Origin of the sequence: Corynebacterium sp. HMSC036D02, assembly GCF_001836165.1 — a bacterium.
GTDB lineage: Bacteria > Actinomycetota > Actinomycetes > Mycobacteriales > Mycobacteriaceae > Corynebacterium.
This window is the reverse complement of record NZ_KV827662.1, coordinates 68,416-85,092: the sequence shown is the minus strand read 5'-3', so window position 1 is coordinate 85,092 and position 16,677 is coordinate 68,416. Positions and strand designations below refer to the sequence as shown.

Here is a 16,677-nt window from a genome sequence, read left to right as displayed (position 1 = left end):
GATAAGTATGGCAAGGGGTGCGGGGTTATTCCTTTGAGATGAGCTCGTCGCGATTCATTTTGCCGGCCAGGGAGCGCGCCACGGAGAAAGGAACCCACACCATGAGCAGCAGGATGATTTTGAGGTAGAGCTGGGAGACGAATGCGCCGTCCATGATGGGCATGGCTCGGGCACCCCAGGCAATGAGACCGGTCACCGGCAGCAGGATGACGAGTGCCGTGAGGGAGAATTTGAGACCGTCGTCGCGGGCCTCAAGGTGTTGCTGCATCTGGTACTCATCAAGTTCCGTTCCGGGTAGGTCTGCCGCGTTGATAGTGGTACGCAGGCGAGCGGTCATCAACGCGCAGAGCAGCGTGCCGAGGGCGGCAACCATGAGTGAGGTAAAGGCGCTCCAGAACTGCAGGGGGATGGAAGCGATGATGAGGGTGGTGAACAGGTCGGTCAGGGTGATGTAGCGCTTGCGGGTCTTAACGGAATCGGGAATGGTGGCGGCGGACATGGGTGGGTTAGTCCTTTCGGTAGATTTCGGAGGACATGGGGGTGAATTCGGTCCGGGAGAACACGGCTTCCACGGGCAGGTCGAAGACTTCGCAGATATTGAAGGCGAGGTCCAGGCTGGGGGAGTGGTCGCCGCGCTCGAGGGTGCCAATGGTTTGGGGGTTGACCCCGATGGCGGCGGCAAGCTGTGCGCGCGTCATGTCCCGTTCAGCGCGGAGCACGCGGACCCGGTTAAATAGTGGGCGGGTTGGCTTTTTCTTTGGGGACATGCACCACAGTGTTGTATAAACCCAACGACTTGTCAAGGGTTCGTGTTAAGGTGGCGGCATGAACCCCGTATCCCCGTCACTCACTAAAGCCCGCTACATCTCACGTTTGAGCTGGGACATTATCCTCGCCGCCCTAGCGGCCGCGGCGGCATATTTCTGGTGGGATTGGCTGTATTGGGTTGCCGGAGCGCTCGTTGCATGGGCGCTCTACGAGCTGTGGCTCATCCCCGCGCAGGTGAAAAACCTAGGCTGGCAGGAAACCGCAGACGAACTCCTGGTCACCCGCGGCAAAATCTGGCACACCTTCACCGTCGTGCCCTATGGCCGCATCCAATTCGTTGACGTCACAGCCGGCCCAATCGAGCGGGCGATGGGGCTGAAGAAGGTGAAGCTGCATACGGCGTCGCCCAGCAGCGACGCCACCATCCCCGGCCTGCCCGCCGCCGACGCCGACGCCCTGCGCGAGCGCCTCGCCGTCAAGGCCCGCGAGAGGATGAGTGGGCTGTGAAGGACCGCGCGCTTATCGACGCCGACGGCTACACCCGCGTCCACCGCCTCACCCCGCTGCTGCGTTTTTGGTCGCTGATTCTGGCCTTGGTGGCCGTTCTTGCGGTGAACGTCAACGCCTCCATGGTGTCGGACGTTCTGTCCTACGTGCAGGGCGGACACTTGGGCGAGGTCGGCCGCGGCACCTTGCTGGGCATCGGTGCCTTCGTGCTGGTGTGCGCAATGATTTGGCTGGTCTCCGGAATCTGGTGGCGCAAGCTGGGCTATAAGCTCACCGAGGATGAAATCGCGCTGCGCCACGGCGTCATCTCTACGTCCTTTCGTTCCGCGCGCTACGAGCGCATCCAGGCGGTGGACGTGGTGGAATCCATCATCGCGCGCCTGCTGGGCTTGGCAGCGGTGCGCGTGGAAACGGCCGGTGGCACGTCCTCAGTGATCAAGATTGAATACCTGCCCAAAGCGAAGGCGGAAGAACTACGCGCGGAGTTGCTGCGGCGCACGAATAAAGGTCCTACCAGTGAGCCAGCACCAGAAGCGGAGGAAGCCACCGCCCTGATCCCGGAAATTCCCATCCTGCGCACGATTGCTGCCGAAGCGCTGCGTCTGCCCACGCTCCTCGCGGCCCTTGTCATTGGCGGACTGCTCTTTATCCCCGGAATGTGGACCGCGCTGTTGCCCATCATCGTGGGTTACGTGGGAAGTGTGTGGGGTTTGGTGGATTCTTCCTGGAAATTCACCGCGCTTCACGACGCCCCCACCAACGCCCTCAACGTCTCCTACGGTCTTGCCGACCGGCGCCGCCAAACCATCCGCATCAGTCGCATCCACGGCGTGCGGGTGAGCCAGCCTTTCCTGTGGCGGCGCTTTGGCTGGTACGAAGTAAACGTGTCGGTGGCCGGCTACGGCGCTAAGGGCAGTGGCAAGCAGTCTGGTTCTACGCGCATCCTGCCGGTGGGCACTCGCGAGCAGGTGCTGGAGCTTTTAGAGCTCATCTCAGATCTAGACCGCGCGCAGATTGAGGATTTCGCACGCCCTGAAGGGCACACCCAGCCCACCTATACGTCTCCGCGCCGGGCCACTTGGGTGAGCCCCATCGACCGCAAGCAGCAGTCGGTGACGTTGGTGGATTCGCCTCAGCCCGTCACCATCGTGCATCGAGGCCGCATCAACCGCCGCGTCATGGTGATTGGCACCCCGCACATCCAGGAGCTCACACTGAAAGTCGGGCCGCTGGGGCACCTCGCGGGTGTGCGCACCGTGCGCTTCGACCTTGTGGCCGGCCCCGTGAAGATGGCTGGCCAAGACCTCACGCCTGCCGACGCCTCCGAGCTCCTCACCCGCCTGCGCTCCCGCCGCCTCCCCGCTCTTGAGTCTGCGCCTGCTCCTAGCGGCGGCGACGAAGCTTAAGCAGCACCGGCCCGCGGGTGCTGCTGGGGCCGGCACACGCCGAGGCTGCCGAACAGGACCTGCATCCGCCCGCGGGGCAGGAGCCGAGCGGCTCCATATTGAGCACCCCGCTGGCGGTGAGATGATCCAGAATCACATCGACCGTGCCGGGCTCTAGCCCGGTCTGCGCCGCGATGGCTACGCGCGAGCGCACTCCGGACTCGATGGCTTGCTGTACGGCGTGAATGGGCGAGGCGGACACTAGATAAACACCCTCAGTATCTGGAAGGCGCTCACTGCCAGCACCCACGCGGTGGCCAGCTGAATGCCGAAGCCAAAGAGCGTCCAGCGCCAGCCAATCTCGCGACGCTGCGCGGCAATCGTGGCCACGCACGGAGTGTAGGCCAGCAGGAAGAGCATGTAGGCCCACACCGCGGCGAGGGGATGGCCACCGGAGGCGCGGTCGAAATCTTGACGCACGTGGTCACTGAGCGCGCTGTGGGATTGCTCCTCTGCGGAAGCGTCGGTGACGTCGTCGACGGCGTAGGTCTGCGCCCATGTCGAAATCAGCGCCTCCTTGGCCACGAAACCCGTGACCAGCGGACCGGCCAGGGACCAGGAATTGAAACCAGCCGGAGCAAAGGCCGGGGCAATGGTGCGCGAGACCGCGCCGTAGGCGGAATCCTCCGGTGCTGGTGGCTCGCCCAAGGTAGTCTCGTGCACCGCGGCCCCAACCGGGATGGCCATGAGCAGCCACACCACGACCACCGTGCTCACGATGATGCCGCCGGCGGTCTGCAGGAAGCCTTTCAATCGCGTCCACATCACGCTCAGTGCCAGGCGCACGGTGGGCAGCTGGTACGTCGGCAAGTCAATAACCAGCGCTTCCTCAGGCACCGCGCGCCACAGCGTCTTTCGCAGCGCCAAACCCACCAGCACGAGCAGCGCGATGGAGATGACGTACATAATGAACACCACGCTGCCGGCATGCTCCGGGAAGAACGTAGCCGAGAGCATGACGAAGACAACCAAGCGCGCCGAGCACGAGGTAAACGGGATGAGCAGCGCCGTCATAATGCGATGCCGCGGGCTTCCCAGCACGCGCGTGGCCGAGATCGCCGGCACGTTGCAGCCAAAGCCCACCACAATCGGGATAAAGGCCTTGCCCGGCAGGCCGATGGCCCGCATAAGACGATCTGTGACCACCGCAGCACGCGCCATATAGCCGGAATCCTCCAACACCGCCAAACACAAAAACATCAGCGCCATGAGCGGGGCGAAGGTGAGGACCATGCCGACGCCGCCGATGAGGCCGTCGACAAGCAAGCCCGTAACGAGGGGATGACCTAAGCCGATGGCTTCAAGCCCCGCCCGCGCCCAATCGCTCAAGGGGCCGGAGATCAGGGCCTCCAAGCCATCCTGCAGGGGAGCGGCCACCGTCGTGGTGATCTGGAAGACTAGCCACATCACGGCCAGGAACAGCAGCGGCCCCACCACCGGGTGGAGGGCCATCGCGTCGAGGCGGTGGGAGAGTGGCGTGGCATGCTCGACCTCGCTCACCGAGGCCTTCGCCGCCGCATCCAGTTCCGCGAAGCGGCCCTCCAGGCCGGTGTCCTCGCGCAGCTGCACGGGCTCAGCCGCCAGAGAATCTACAACAACCTCTCGCAGCTTCTCGACGCCCTCCCTCCTGCGCCCATCGACCACGACCACGGGGATGGAGGTAGCTTCTGCGAGTGCGGCGGGATCGACCGACTGGCCCTGGTTGAGCGCCACGTCGGTCTTGGTCAGCGCGATGATGAGGCGGTAAGGCTGCTCCGCCAACTGGAGGGCCACGTTGAGGCCGCGCGCGACGGCGCTGGCATCGACGACCACGACGACGGCGTCGGGGCGCTCATCATCGGGGCAATCGATGAGCATGGCGCGGGTGAGCGCCTCATCGGGGCTGAGCGGATCGAGCGAGTAGGTGCCGGGGAAGTCGATGAGATCGGCGGTGGATTCACCCAGCTTCCACGCACCGCGGCTGACCTCAACCGTAGTTCCCGGCCAATTGCCGGTCTGCGCCTTCGCGCCGGTCAGAGCGTTAAAGAGCGTGGACTTTCCGGAATTCGGGGAGCCGACGAGCGCGATGATGGGTGCTCCGGCAGGGGCAACCGCGCCGCCCGGATCGCCGTGGCAGCTGGGTTTCGTGGTGGCCATGGTTTAGACCTCGATGGCTTGCAACGTCGCCTTATCGATGGCGTAGCGGCAGCTGCCCACCGACACAACGCGCGCGCCACCGGCCACACGCGGGCCCATGGTCAGCGTCGCACCGGGGCGGATTCCCAGCTCGCCGAGGCGCACCGCCAATGCGGCATCGCAGGTGCAGGAAATGCACTCGTTTCCCAAGGTGATGGTGCATCCCATGGGGATGGCGTCGGCGGTTTGCCGTGGGCACCCAGACAACTTCACGGTGAGCTCTCTTTCTCTAAAGCATTACCGTTATAGGTTAACCTAAGTAAATATAGGTCTATCTAGTTTTCGCCGCTTTCGGTTAGGTGATCCTCACCACGCGGCGCTCGGGGCGCCGCGTGTCCTACGTGCTGCCTGAATTAGTTGGTCCAGCTGCTCACCTGGCGCAGCTTTTGGCGGTTCTTCAGCCGCGACTGGCCCAGCTTGCGGGACATGCGGTCCAGAATCTGAATCGCCTCCGTGATGTGCGGGCCTTTGTTGAGCATGACGCACTCCGCGCGCAGCGCATAGCCCGCGTCCGTGATTTCCGCGCGGGAGGGAAGCCCCGTCTTGGCCAGGGTCTCCAGCACCTGCGTGGCCATGATGACCGGGATGTGGGCCGCCTCCGCGACCTTCATGATGCGCCCCGGCACCTGGACCATCTCCTCGAATCCCAACTCCACGGCCAAGTCGCCGCGCGCAATCATGATGCCAAACTTGGCATGCCGCATGCCTTCCAGCAGCACGCTTCCCAGCTGCTCATAGGCGGGAACCGTCTCAATCTTGAGTACGATGCCCAAGTCGCGCACGCGCTGCGCCATCTCCTCCGATTCCTGCTCGGCGGCAATCGTCTCGAGAGTGTCGTAGAGGAAAGCCACATCAGCCGGCGTGCGGATGAAAGAGACCGCCGCGATATCGCAGTGCGTGGCCACAAAACGCAGTGCCTCGATGTCTTCCTCGGTGAGGCTGGGCAGCGGGACGTCGGTATCCGGAAGATTGATTCCCTTATAGGCGGCCAGGTTGGTGCCGGTAGGCCCGGCATGCTCCACGGTGACGACGGCCTCGCGCGCCGCACCATTATCCCGCACCTCGCGGACGCGGCCGGCGATGGCGCCATCATCGAAAATCACCCGGTGTCCCACCTCGAGCGCACCGACCACCTCCGGCAGCGTGCAGCCGATGGTGGTCACCTCACCCTCGACAATCCGCGCCGGCTCCTGCGAAGTGCTGAGAACCACCTCCTCGCCGCGGTGCAGGCGAATCTTCTGCTCGAGAGCCGGCGCCCCATGCACCCGAGTGATCTCCCCGCCGTGGTTGACCACCGTCCCCTCGGCGAGGTAGCAGTTGCGCTCACCGTGTAGCACAGCCACGCCTGCGTCCACGCTTTCCACGGTGAACACACGGGAGCGTCCGCGTGCCTCCGTGAAGCGCACTTCGCTGCCGGGCTGCAGGCCAGCGACCCACTCACCATCCACCTCCAGCGCTACCGCCGGGCGCGCCGTGCTTGGCGACGCCTCCCTCGCCACCCCGTGGGCGCGGGTGGTGGAGGGGGCGTCGTGAAGCACGAGCGTTGCCGGACTCAGCAGCTCGCCTGCAGCGGTGCGCTCGCCGCGCACGCGGATGACCTGCGGGCCCGGCTCGATGGTGCCGGTGCGGACCTTGGGGCCAGCAATATCGCAGGAAATCAGAATCTCGCGCCCCACCTCCTCAGCGGCGCGGTGGACGTGCTCCACCATTTTCGCCCAGGCAGCCTGGTCATCGTGGGCGCAGTTGATGCGGGCCAATTCCATGCCCGCGCGGGCGAAGCCGAGGACCAGCTCATAATCCTCCGCGGCCTCGGTGGGAAGGGTCACCATGATGCGCGCGTGGGTGTCCTCCTGGGTGGGGCCGAGGAGGGCTTCGGTGTTGGCGTCGAGGATATCGTCCGCGTCCGCATACGCCGTGGCGATGGGCTGCACGGGGTAGGTCGGTGCCTGGCCATCGAAGGCGTCGAGCACGTTGCGCGCGGCGTGGAGGCGCTCGAGCACCGCGGGCTCCGGGTGGCTGAGGCTCGTGGCGCCTAAGGCCGTGAGGCCTTCCTGGATTTCGACGGCGTCCTGGGAGCGCAATTCCATATAGCGCACGAGGTTGACCGCGCCGGGGCGGTGGACGGGAGCCACGCGCGCGATCTGTGCGGCGTGGGCGGCAGACGAAGCTTCGACGCGGGTAGTGAGGGAATCAAGCAATGGGCGCAGGCTGGGCACGGTGTCTCCTTCGGTGTGAAAGTCCACCCATATTGTGCCGCGACTTGTTAGACCGCGCCACGGAAGCCGAGCTGCCGCCAAGCCTCGTACACGGCCGTCGACGCCGCGTTAGATAGATTCATCGAGCGTCGCGCCGGCATCATGGGGATGCGCACGCGCTCCGTTACCCGCGGGTGGAAGGCGTGCTCCTCCGGCAGGCCGGTGGGCTCGGTGCCGAAGAGAAGGACGTCCCCCTCCTGGTATTCCACGTCCGTGAACCACTTTTCTGTGTGGGTGGTAAAGGCGAAAACGCGCGCGTCGGGGAGGGCCTCCATGCAGGCGTCGAAGTCTTTGTGGATCTTGAGATCCGCCAGGTCGTGGTAATCCAGGCCCGCGCGCTTGAGGTGCTTGTCCTCGAAGTTGAAGCCGAGGGGCTCGATGAGGTGCAGGCTCGCGCCCGTGACGGCGGCGGTGCGGATGGCGTTGCCGGTGTTGGTAGGGATCACGGGGTTGTCGAAGACGATGTGCAAGCTGCTCATAGGCATCAGTCTAGGATGGTGGGCATGAGCGCTACCAAACTAGATGGCAACTTGTACCGCGACGAGATTTTTGAGGACCTGGCCCAGCGCGTGGCCGCCCTCAAGGAGAAGGGGATTACCCCAGGCCTGGCCACGGTCCTGGTGGGCGATGATCCGGGTTCGCATTCCTACGTGAAGATGAAGCACCGCGATTGCGAGAAGCTCGGAATCAATTCGATTCGCAAGGACCTGCCTGGCGACGTTACCCAGGAAGAACTCGAGCGCGTCATCGAAGAGCTCAACAATGACGATGCTTGCACCGGCTACATCGTGCAGCTGCCGCTGCCGAAGCACCTGGATGAAAACCGCGTGCTTGAGCTCATCGACCCGGCCAAGGACGCCGATGGCCTGCACCCGATCAACCTGGGCAAGCTGGTGCTCAACGAGGACGCCCCGCTGCCGTGCACGCCGAACGGTTGCATCCACCTGCTGCGCCGCTTCGGAGTGGAGCTTGATGGTGCCAAGGTCGTGGTCATCGGCCGCGGCGTGACCGTAGGCCGCCCGATTGGTCTGATGCTGACACGCCGCAGCGAGAATTCCACGGTGACGCTGTGCCACACCGGCACCAAGGACTTGGCCGCGGAAACCCGTGAGGCAGACGTCATCATCGCGGCCGCCGGCAAGGCGCACATGCTCACCGCCGACATGGTCAAGGAAGGCGCCGCGGTTCTCGACGTCGGCGTGTCCCGCGTCGACGGCAAACTCGCCGGCGACGTAGCCGAGGATGTCTGGGAGAAAGCCGGCTACGTCTCCCCGAACCCGGGTGGCGTGGGCCCGCTGACACGCGCGTTCCTGGTCAGCAATATCGTGGAGCGCGCCGAAAAGCTCGCCGCGCACTAACGGCGCAACACGAACACTCAAATAATGAGCATGTCCCCACAGTCAGAAGGAAGCCCGCAGTACCGAGCGCAACGAATGCCCCGGCGCCCGGCTCAGGGCCGAGCCCGTGCGCAGGCTAAGGTCGCGCCGCCGGTGTCTTTGGCCAATCCCCACGATGCGCATCTGAAACCTTCGGCGCTGCCGCCGGCCCTCCAGTGGCTGGCCATCGGGCTGTTCGTGGTGGCGGTCGTGGTGTCAGGCTTCTATGCCGTGTTTGAGCACTGGCGCCGCGCCACGCTGTTGTTGGGCGGGGCGCTGGTGTGGCTGACGGTGGTCCGCCTGACCTGCGACTCCTCGCGAGTCGGCGTGCTCGCTGTCCGCTCCCGACGCTTCGATGCCTGGTTTACAGGCATCTTGGGCGCGGCGATGGCGTTCCTGGCCTTTTCCATCGACGCGCTGGGGTCGTGATGCGTGTGGCTCCTGAGAAGAGATAAACGGCTTTTAGATGTAGTATTCGTCGCCCACGTACGCAGGGCCCACGTCGAGGCCATTTGGCGCCGAGAGCAGCAGGAAGTTGCGCAGGATGCGATTCATCTGCCGGGTCTCCGTCAGGAAGGCATCGTGGCCCACGGGTGAGACAATCTTGGCCATCGCCAGCAGCTGGTTAACGTTGCGGGAGATGTGTTCCTGCTGGTGATAGGGGTAGAGGATATCCGTGTCGACGCCCACGACCATCGTCGGCACCTGGGAGGCAGCCAGTGCTTTGATGAGCCCGCCGCGCCCGCGGCCGACGTCATGCCGGTTCAACGCCTCCGTGAGCACCACGTAGGAACCCGCATCGAAGCGCTCGGTGAGTTTCGCCCCCTGGTAATCCAAGTAGGAGTTCACCGCGAAACGCTGGTTGAGCTCTCGGTGCGGCCCCAGCGGGTTTTCGCCCTGTTGTGGCTGGGCGCCGAAGCGTTCATCGATTTCCTGCTCACCGCGATAGGTCAAATGTGCAATGCGGCGCGCGGCCGCCAGACCATCCCGCGGAGTCTTGTCCGTGAGGTAGTAATTTCCGCCGTGCCAGAAGGGATCGCGCTCGATGGCGGAAATCTGCGCGGATTGGATGCCAATCTGCCAGCCCGAAGCCCGGGCCGACACCGCAATCACGCACACCGCGGACACGCTTTCCGGGTGCAGCAAGCTCCACTCCAGAGTCCGCGCCCCGCCCATCGAGCCACCGAGCACCGCGTGCACACGCGAAATGCCCAGCTCCTTCAAGCAATCGTGCTCGGCCTCCACCAAATCTCGAATCGACAGCGCCGGAAAGCGCCCGCCCCACGGCTTTCCATCCGGGTGCAGGGACTTCGGCCCCGTCGAGCCGTTGCAGCCACCCAGCGCATTGGTCGCGATAACGCACCAGCGCGTGGTGTCCAGGGCCTTGCCGGGGCCGACCAGGTCGGACCACCAGTCCGCCACATTGGAATCCCCGGTCAGCGCGTGCTCAACCACCAAAACATTGTTGACGCCGTCCGGGTCGCCGGCGAAAGCGCCCCAGCGTTGGTAGGCCACGTGGGCGTCGGCAAGCACGGCGCCTGCTTCCGTGGTGAAGTCACCGATGGGGACGACGGCGAGCTCGCCTTCGGGTGCGAGTTCCGGAATCGGGCTAAGCAATGGCTGCGAACCCACGCTCGAGGTCGGCGATGATGTCGTTGACATCCTCGATGCCCACCGACAGGCGCACCGTGGCCTGCGTAATGCCCGCGGCCTTGAGCGCGGCCTCGTCGGACTGGGAGTGCGTGGTGGTCGCCGGGTGCACCACCAGGGAGCGGGTATCGCCGATGTTGGCCAGGTTAGAGTGCAGCTGCAGGGCGTCGATAAACGCCCAGGCCTCCTCGCGGCCGCCGTCGATGTCGAAGGAGAGCACGGAGCCGGTGTAGTCATAACCCAGCTTCTCCTTCGTGGCCTTGTACGGCGAGGACTCCAGGCCGGCGTAGTTGACCTTCGTGACCTTGGCGTGGGACTCCAGGTACTCGGCCACGGCCTGGGCGTTGGCATTGTGCTTCTCGACGCGCAACTGCAACGTCTCGATGCCATTCAGCGTCAGCCAGGCGTTGAAGGGGGAGATGGCGGCACCCGTATCGCGCAGCAGGCCCGCGCGCGCCTTGACGGCGAAGGCCGGGGCGCCCAGGTCGGCGTACTTGAGGCCGTGGTAAGCCTCGTCTGGGGTGACGAAGTAGGGGAAAACGGGCTCGCCGTCGCGGGTGACGGTCCAGTCGAAGGAGCCGCTGTCGATGATGGCGCCACCGATGGCGGAGCCGTTGCCGCTGTAGAACTTGGTGGTGGAGACAACGACGATGTCTGCGCCTAGCTCCAGCGGACGGGCGAGCGCGCCGGTGGCGATGGTGTTGTCCACGATGAGCGGGACCTGGTTCTTGTGTGCTACCTCCGCGATGGCGGGGATATCGAGCACATCGGCGACTGGGTTGCCGAAGGTCTCGCCGTAGAAAGCCTTAGTGTTCGGCTGGACGGCGTCCTGCCAGGATGCCGGGTCATCGGGGTTCTCCACGAGGGTGACGTCGATGCCCAGGCGCTTCAAGGTAACGGTAAAGAGGGTGGAGGTGCCGCCGTAGAGGCGCGGGGAGGTCACGATATGGTCGCCGGCGGAGGCGAGGTTCAAAATGGCCGCGGTCTCGGCGGCCTGGCCGGAGGCGAAAGCCACGGCGGCGACGCCACCTTCGAGGGAGGCGAGGCGCTCCTCCAGCGCGTCCTGCGTGGGGTTGGTCAGGCGGGTATAAATCGGGCCGGCATCCGAGAGGTTGAAGCGGTTGGCGGCGTGCTCGGCGTCGTTGAAGACGTAGGAGGTGGTTTGGTAAATCGGCACGTTGCGTGCGTTGGTGGAGCCGTCCAGGTTCTGGCCGGCGTGGAGGGCGCGGGTGGCAAAGGACCACTCGTTTGCTGCGGAATTATCGTATTTGGTGCTCATGTCATGAAAGGCTAGACCAAGCGGTTCAGTGCAGTTAGTGGTTTTCTGGAAACCGCAGGCACGCCCGAGAATAAAAATAGACCGAGCGGTTGGTTTGGTGGCCTGTGCGTGCCGTAGATCTCCCTGCAGTGCGAAGGCTCCAGGCTGCTGTTAGGCGTCGATGCTTTCTCCGACCTGCAGGCGCTGGTAGCCGGTCACGCCGGCGCGTTGGAGCATGCCGTCGGTGATTTGCTTGCCGGCGTCGGAAAGCACGGCGTCATGGATGGGCACCGTCACGCGCGCGCCGATGCGCATGGCATAATCCGCGGCATCCGCCCCGCGCACCCACGGGCCGGCGATGGGGAGTAGGAGGACATCTACCGTGCGTCCCTCAGGGAGGCACCACTGGTCGCCCGGGTGGAGCACGCCATTAAAGATATAACCGAGGTTCTCCGGGCGCGGAATGGTGGGATGGATTTCCTCGTGGAGGCCACCCAGAACCTGAATCTCAAGGCCCAGAACCGCAAACGTCTCTCCTGCATGCACGACGGTGCCGGAGCCGATGGCGTCGACGGCCTCGCGCGTTCCCCACACGGGCAGGCCGCTCGCGCGCACGGAGTCGACGTCGAGGTGGTCACCGTGCGCGTGTGTGAGTAGCACCGCTTCGGCGCTGTCCAGGCAACTGAGGTCTGAAAGGGGGCCGGGATCGATGACGATGCGCCCCTGGGGAGCCTCGACGGCTACGGCGGATTGTCCATGCAGCGAAATCTTCATGATTCCCACGCTAGCCAAAAGTAAAGGAATACAGCGAGAGTCCTTCGCTTACCTCCAGCTCGATGGTTTCGGTGTGGTTGTCGGGGTCGCGGATGAGATCCACCGTGCCGTCGTGGGTGATGTCGAAGGCGTCAACCGAACCATCCGTGCGGTGTACGCGAACCGTTCCGCGCCCTGATGTCACGAGCTGCACCCAGGCGGCACGGTAGTTCAGGCGCAGGCGCGCGTTAGGTCCGGCGGTGATGGGCTGGTCAGCCAAAGTCCACGTACCGCCCAGCGAATACTGGCCTAATGGAGGCTCGCTCGTGGTGAACTGGTGCGTGCCGTTGCGGTAATCGAGGTTGGTGAAATACTGTGCGCGTGCGGTACCGAGGTAGGTCTCCGGCGAGCGCGGCGCGCTGTTCAGATCGGCGGCCTCAATTGGCTCAGGCAGCTCGATGGAGGGGTCGCGCTCGAGGAGAAGCTCGCGGATGAGGCGCTCGGTCTCGGCGTACTCTCCCTCGCCGTGGTGGGATTGGCGTAACATGCCGTGCTTGTCGACGAGATAGTGCGCCGGCCAGTACCGATTCCCAAAGTTCTTCCAGGTGGCAAAGTTATTGTCCTGTGCCACTGGATACTCGATTCCCTGCTCGCGGGCCGCCCGACGCACATTGTTGGCCTCGTGCTCGAAGGCGTACTCCGGTGCGTGGATGCCGATGATGTCGAAGCCGTAGTCCTTGTAGTGCGCATAGAGCTTGGTCAGGTGCGTGTTGTTGCGCTGGCAGTTGATGCAGGCGTAGGCCCAAAAATCGATGAGCGTGACCTTGCCGGAGGTGCGCGGGTCGACGGGCGCATCCGTGTTGAACCATCCGGTCAGCCCCGCAAACTCGGGTACTGGGGTTCCTTCCGCTGTGCGGGCGGCTTGTTCAACGGGCGTGGCGTCGGCGTTGATACTGGGGAGTTTTTGCTGCAGCCAGGCGGGCGCGCCGAGGGATATCGCACCAGCCATAGCGATCACCACAATTCCCGCGGTGATGCGCACCCCGCGCTGGTGGGAGCGGAAAGCATCGACGCGTTTGCCCACCTCGTTGCCGCCTAAGGCGAAAGCCAGCAGCGGGATCGCCACGCCGAGGGCGAAGGAGAGACAGAGAGCGAGGATGTGGGCGTCGACAGTTCCGGTGGCACCCGCCACTGAGATTGCGGCCAGTACCGGGCCCGCGCAGGGAACGAAGACAACACCCATGGCTAGGCCAACGACGAAACCGCCCTTGTCGCGGGCCCTGGTTTGCAAGCCGCCAGCTTTCGGGAGCTTCTGGAAAGGCCACTCGAGGGCTTCCTGCAGGCGAGGGAACAACATTCCCAGGCCCACGAGAACGAGCAGCGCGATTCCCACCTTCCACAGGATGTCGGCGGGCAGTCCTAGGGAATTGAGCAGCGTTGTCGCAAACAGCGTGACGAGGCTGAAACTGGTGACGAGTCCGCCTACGACCTGCCATGGCCGCCACCGTGAGCCGCCGCTAACGGCGAGGATCAGCGGCAAGACCGGCAAGATGCAGGGCGAGATGCCCGTGATAAGGCCACCGGTAAACCCGATGAATAGCGTTGATAGCATGCTGTGTTCCTTCGTTTGGTGTGCGGTGTGGGTATGCAACTAGTTCGGAACACGAGTGAAAAGCGGATTGGTTTTAAATCCGTCCAATCCGCATCGCGGGGCGGCTCCGAATAGTCAGATACAGGGCCCGGAAAAGCCGAGCCCCGATTGCTTGAAGAAGGAGCACCGAAATGAAGAAACTTGTAACTGTCGCCGCTGCACTTGTCGTTGCCGCCAGCGGGTTGGTTGCCTGCAACGACAAGAAGGAGGAGGTGGACATGATGCCCAGCTCTGAGATGATGGCGCCGAGCGAAGAAATGACTAAGTAAAAGTGCCATGTTCGCCCCGTTGCTGGAGGTAAGCTCTACACCCGTGTCTGCGATGTCACCTGATGAACATGCGCGGCTGAACCACCTGCTCGTTCAGACCGCTGCGGCAGACAAGCATGCCTTCAGCGCGCTATACGACGCCCTCGCACCCACCGTGTACAGCGTGTGCCTGAGCGTTCTGCGCAATCCCGCCTTAGCAGAGGAAGTTGCTCAAGACGTCTTCGTTGAGGTCTGGACCTCCGCCGCGAAATTTGATCCGCAGCGGGGAAATGCGCGGTCGTGGGTGGGTAGGTTGGCGCATGGGAGGGCCGTCGATAAGCTGCGCAGCCACGTTGCCGCAGTGCACCGTGATGACCGCGACGCGCTGCTGACCCAGGCCACCTACTCGGAGCCCCTCGAAGAGGAAGCTCTGGGGAACGTGGAAGCACACCTCCTGCGCCGGGCTATCGACGAGATCGGGGAGCCGCATTCCACCGCGGTGGCGCTCGCTTTTCTCAATGTCTTGACGCATGCTGAGCTGGCAGAATCAACGGGAGTACCTCTGGGTACGGCGAAGACGCGCGTGCGCGACGGCGTTAAGAAGCTAAAAGCGATTCTCGGAAGGAGGGATGATGAGTAATACGCATGAGTTTTCTGATGAGACTTTCGACGACTTCCTCGATTCCCTCCCCGAGGTCGAACCGCCAGCGCGAATGAAAGATGCCATCTTTGCTGAAATTGATGGTGGCGAAGCTGCCGAGGTCATCGAGCTGCCACGCCGCCGGTGGCGAGCCTTCGTGGCGGTGCCAGCGGCCGCGGCAGTGCTCGTGGTAGGCATGGTTGCCGCGCCGCAGCTCTTGCAGTTGGGCCAGCCCGATGCAGCGGATAGCGCGCGAGTCGAAGCTGAATCGCCGGGCGAGAAATCCATGCATGACATCATGGGCGCAGAGGACCTCATACAGGGCAATGCCGATGCCTCGGGAGCGCAACTGGATATCGTTTCCTCCGCCTCGATGGCGAAATCCGGCGCGATGGTCGATGGCCAGCCGCAACTCGCCGACGGCATGGGCGCCCAAGTGTGGGCAGTTAGTGCCGATGGTGAGATGGCTTCAGCGGGGGTCATCGGCCAGGACCCACACGAGGGGGTGTGGATGCCCTTCGACGGCGCCGCGGTCAAAGTCATGGTCACCGAGGAACCCGCAGGCGGCAGCATGCAACCGACGGGCCGCACCCTTGCTACCGTGACCTTGGCAAGCGCCGGTTAGGGCTCAGTCCGCTAAAGCCTGTTTGATCAGCTCCAGCGCGGCGGCGAGTTCGACGTCGCTCAAATGCCCAAAGCCCAAGACCACGCCTTCCTCGGCGGGCGCGCCGCCCCAATAATCGCGCAGCGGGGTCAGCGTGAGGCCCAGATCGGCCGCGCGCTGGACGACGCCCTCCTCACACAACAACACCGCGTGGAGCCCGCCGTGGATGGGCAGGAGAGTGGCGGGGGTGTTTTCCAGCGCGGCTTGGACGAGGTCGCGGCGGCGCTTGTAGGCGCGGCGCATCCGCCCGGTATGCCGCCGCAGCGCCCCGCTGGCTAGGTAGTTCGCTAGCGCCGCCTGGGGAATAGCGCCGACGGGCTGGCCGAAGACCTCCCGCACGCGGTCCACGCCCGCGCGCAGGTTCGGCGGCACAACCAGATAGCCGCAGGCAATCGACGGCGAAATCACCGAAGAAAACGTGCCCAGCAACACCGTGTGTTCTGGGGCGAGCGCGGTGAGCGCGGGCAAGGGCTGGCCGACGTAGCGCAGCTCGGAATCGAAATCATCCTCGATGATGAGCACGTCGTTGCCGCGCGCCCACTCGACGAGCTCCGCGCGCCGGGCAGCCGGCAGCGAACCGCCATAGGGGTGCTGGTGGGAGGGGGTGACGATGAGAACGTCGAGGTCAGCGGTGGGGACGGTGACGCCGTGGGCGTCGGTGGGGACGTCGACAAGCGTGTGCCCCAAGGCCTGGGGGATGCGGCGCAGGCTGGGGTAGCCGGGGGATTCCACGCCCACGCGCAAATGGCCGCCTAGCGCGCGCAGCAGCACCGACAGCCCGTCGCGGGCGCCAGCGGTGATGACGACGTAGGCCGGATCGACCGTCAGCCCGCGCATGTGGCGCAGGTGCGCGGCCACCTCGCGGGGGAGATCGCCGGAAGGATCCACCGCGGCCTTGCGCCACGCCGCCCTCCATTCGGGGGTGATGATTCCGGCCGTATCGGGCAAACCGGGGGTCAACTCCACGCGCGGTGGGGCAGGGGTGGGCCGTGGAGCAGGATGAGGCTGCGGGGCGCGCCCGTGGGGCAGGTGCGGGTTGATGACGGTGCCCGATCCAACCGCCGCGGTGAGGTAGCCCTCGGCGGTCAGTTGCTCGTAGGCGGTAACCACGCTGCCTCGGGAAATGCCCAAATCGCGGGCGAGTGATCGCGTCGACGGAACCTGCTCGCCGGGCAGTAGAATGCCCGCCGCGACTTGGGTGCGGAGGGCTTCGGCGATCTGCACCGGCAGCGCGCGCGTATCAGATGGGTCGAGGCGGAAAGACACGGCCCCATCATAAGTGGTCTA

Annotated in this window: 19 protein-coding genes; 7 read left to right on the top strand and 12 right to left on the bottom strand. The window is 64.6% G+C overall.

Going from position 1 to position 16,677, the window contains the following annotated elements; translation table 11 throughout:
* Positions 1-25 precede the first annotated feature (25 nt).
* Both HMPREF2743_RS03755 and HMPREF2743_RS03750 read right to left on the bottom strand, forming a co-directional pair.
* Positions 26-499 (bottom strand): hypothetical protein, encoded by a 474-nt coding sequence (locus HMPREF2743_RS03755; RefSeq protein ID WP_070527973.1) that lies wholly within the window; start codon positions 497-499, stop codon positions 26-28.
* A gap of 7 nt (positions 500-506) precedes the next feature.
* On the bottom strand, positions 507-767 hold the full coding sequence (locus HMPREF2743_RS03750; RefSeq protein WP_070818190.1) for a helix-turn-helix transcriptional regulator: 261 nt from the start codon (positions 765-767) through the stop codon (positions 507-509).
* Between the two features lie 58 nt (positions 768-825).
* On the opposite strand from HMPREF2743_RS03750, the gene HMPREF2743_RS03745 reads away from it, so the two are divergent.
* Both HMPREF2743_RS03745 and HMPREF2743_RS03740 read left to right on the top strand, forming a co-directional pair.
* Positions 826-1,275, top strand: a complete 450-nt coding sequence (locus HMPREF2743_RS03745) for a PH domain-containing protein (protein WP_070818189.1) — start codon at positions 826-828, stop codon at positions 1,273-1,275.
* Entirely contained in the window at positions 1,272-2,681 is a 1,410-nt protein-coding gene (locus HMPREF2743_RS03740; protein WP_070818188.1) for a PH domain-containing protein, read from the top strand. The genes HMPREF2743_RS03745 and HMPREF2743_RS03740 overlap by 4 nt, the downstream gene beginning before the upstream one ends.
* Here the strand turns inward: HMPREF2743_RS03740 and HMPREF2743_RS03735 are convergent.
* The 5 genes from HMPREF2743_RS03735 to HMPREF2743_RS03715 form a co-directional block, all read right to left on the bottom strand.
* The gene (locus HMPREF2743_RS03735; RefSeq protein WP_070818187.1) at positions 2,659-2,922 is read right to left on the bottom strand and encodes a FeoC-like transcriptional regulator; all 264 of its coding nucleotides are present in this window, start codon (positions 2,920-2,922) and stop codon (positions 2,659-2,661) included. The genes HMPREF2743_RS03740 and HMPREF2743_RS03735 overlap by 23 nt on opposite strands.
* A complete protein-coding gene (gene feoB, locus HMPREF2743_RS03730) occupies positions 2,922-4,856 on the bottom strand; it encodes a ferrous iron transport protein B (RefSeq protein ID WP_070818186.1) in 1,935 nt (644 codons plus the stop codon). The genes HMPREF2743_RS03735 and feoB overlap by 1 nt, the downstream gene beginning before the upstream one ends.
* 3 nt (positions 4,857-4,859) lie before the next feature.
* On the bottom strand, positions 4,860-5,108 hold the full coding sequence (locus HMPREF2743_RS03725; RefSeq protein ID WP_070521454.1) for a FeoA family protein: 249 nt from the start codon (positions 5,106-5,108) through the stop codon (positions 4,860-4,862).
* Positions 5,109-5,248: 140 nt separating this feature from the next.
* Complete coding sequence (locus HMPREF2743_RS03720) at positions 5,249-7,111, bottom strand: pyruvate kinase (RefSeq protein ID WP_070818185.1); 1,863 nt, start codon at positions 7,109-7,111, stop codon at positions 5,249-5,251.
* Between the two features lie 47 nt (positions 7,112-7,158).
* Complete coding sequence (locus HMPREF2743_RS03715; RefSeq protein ID WP_010189418.1) at positions 7,159-7,629, bottom strand: tRNA (cytidine(34)-2'-O)-methyltransferase; 471 nt, start codon at positions 7,627-7,629, stop codon at positions 7,159-7,161.
* 24 nt (positions 7,630-7,653) lie between these two features.
* On the opposite strand from HMPREF2743_RS03715, the gene HMPREF2743_RS03710 reads away from it, so the two are divergent.
* Together HMPREF2743_RS03710 and HMPREF2743_RS03705 are read left to right on the top strand one after the other, a co-directional pair.
* Positions 7,654-8,508, top strand: a complete 855-nt coding sequence (locus tag HMPREF2743_RS03710; protein ID WP_070745545.1) for a bifunctional methylenetetrahydrofolate dehydrogenase/methenyltetrahydrofolate cyclohydrolase — start codon at positions 7,654-7,656, stop codon at positions 8,506-8,508.
* Between the two features lie 132 nt (positions 8,509-8,640).
* Complete coding sequence (locus tag HMPREF2743_RS03705) at positions 8,641-8,955, top strand: DUF3017 domain-containing protein (protein ID WP_083316542.1); 315 nt, start codon at positions 8,641-8,643, stop codon at positions 8,953-8,955.
* 33 nt (positions 8,956-8,988) lie between these two features.
* On the opposite strand, the gene HMPREF2743_RS03700 is transcribed toward HMPREF2743_RS03705, so the two are convergent.
* The 4 genes from HMPREF2743_RS03700 to HMPREF2743_RS03685 form a co-directional block, all read right to left on the bottom strand.
* The gene (locus HMPREF2743_RS03700) at positions 8,989-10,188 is read right to left on the bottom strand and encodes a homoserine O-acetyltransferase MetX (protein WP_246818771.1); all 1,200 of its coding nucleotides are present in this window, start codon (positions 10,186-10,188) and stop codon (positions 8,989-8,991) included.
* Positions 10,136-11,455 (bottom strand): O-acetylhomoserine/O-acetylserine sulfhydrylase, encoded by a 1,320-nt coding sequence (locus HMPREF2743_RS03695; protein ID WP_070818184.1) that lies wholly within the window; start codon positions 11,453-11,455, stop codon positions 10,136-10,138. The genes HMPREF2743_RS03700 and HMPREF2743_RS03695 overlap by 53 nt, the downstream gene beginning before the upstream one ends.
* A 150-nt stretch (positions 11,456-11,605) precedes the next feature.
* Positions 11,606-12,208 carry an MBL fold metallo-hydrolase gene (locus tag HMPREF2743_RS03690; RefSeq protein ID WP_070528186.1) on the bottom strand — a complete coding sequence of 201 codons (603 nt, stop codon included), beginning with the start codon at positions 12,206-12,208 and terminating at the stop codon, positions 11,606-11,608.
* 10 nt (positions 12,209-12,218) lie between these two features.
* Positions 12,219-13,799: a cytochrome c biogenesis protein CcdA gene (locus HMPREF2743_RS03685; RefSeq protein WP_070528001.1), complete on the bottom strand. Its 1,581-nt coding sequence runs from the start codon at positions 13,797-13,799 to the stop codon at positions 12,219-12,221.
* Positions 13,800-13,969: 170 nt separating this feature from the next.
* Here HMPREF2743_RS03685 and HMPREF2743_RS12690 point away from each other — a divergent pair, with 170 nt between their 5' ends.
* From HMPREF2743_RS12690 to HMPREF2743_RS03675, 3 genes are read left to right on the top strand one after another with little or no spacing between them, the layout of a single operon-like run.
* Positions 13,970-14,107 carry a hypothetical protein gene (locus HMPREF2743_RS12690; RefSeq protein WP_168162410.1) on the top strand — a complete coding sequence of 46 codons (138 nt, stop codon included), beginning with the start codon at positions 13,970-13,972 and terminating at the stop codon, positions 14,105-14,107.
* A 7-nt stretch (positions 14,108-14,114) separates the two neighbouring features.
* A complete protein-coding gene (locus HMPREF2743_RS03680) occupies positions 14,115-14,726 on the top strand; it encodes a sigma-70 family RNA polymerase sigma factor (RefSeq protein WP_083321597.1) in 612 nt (203 codons plus the stop codon).
* Positions 14,719-15,351, top strand: coding sequence for an anti-sigma factor (locus tag HMPREF2743_RS03675; protein ID WP_070528004.1), 633 nt, complete (start codon positions 14,719-14,721; stop codon positions 15,349-15,351). The genes HMPREF2743_RS03680 and HMPREF2743_RS03675 overlap by 8 nt, the downstream gene beginning before the upstream one ends.
* Before the next feature lie 3 nt (positions 15,352-15,354).
* Here HMPREF2743_RS03675 and HMPREF2743_RS03670 read toward each other — a convergent pair whose 3' ends face one another.
* On the bottom strand, positions 15,355-16,656 hold the full coding sequence (locus HMPREF2743_RS03670) for a MocR-like pyridoxine biosynthesis transcription factor PdxR (RefSeq protein ID WP_070818183.1): 1,302 nt from the start codon (positions 16,654-16,656) through the stop codon (positions 15,355-15,357).
* Between the last annotated feature and the right edge of the window lie 21 nt (positions 16,657-16,677).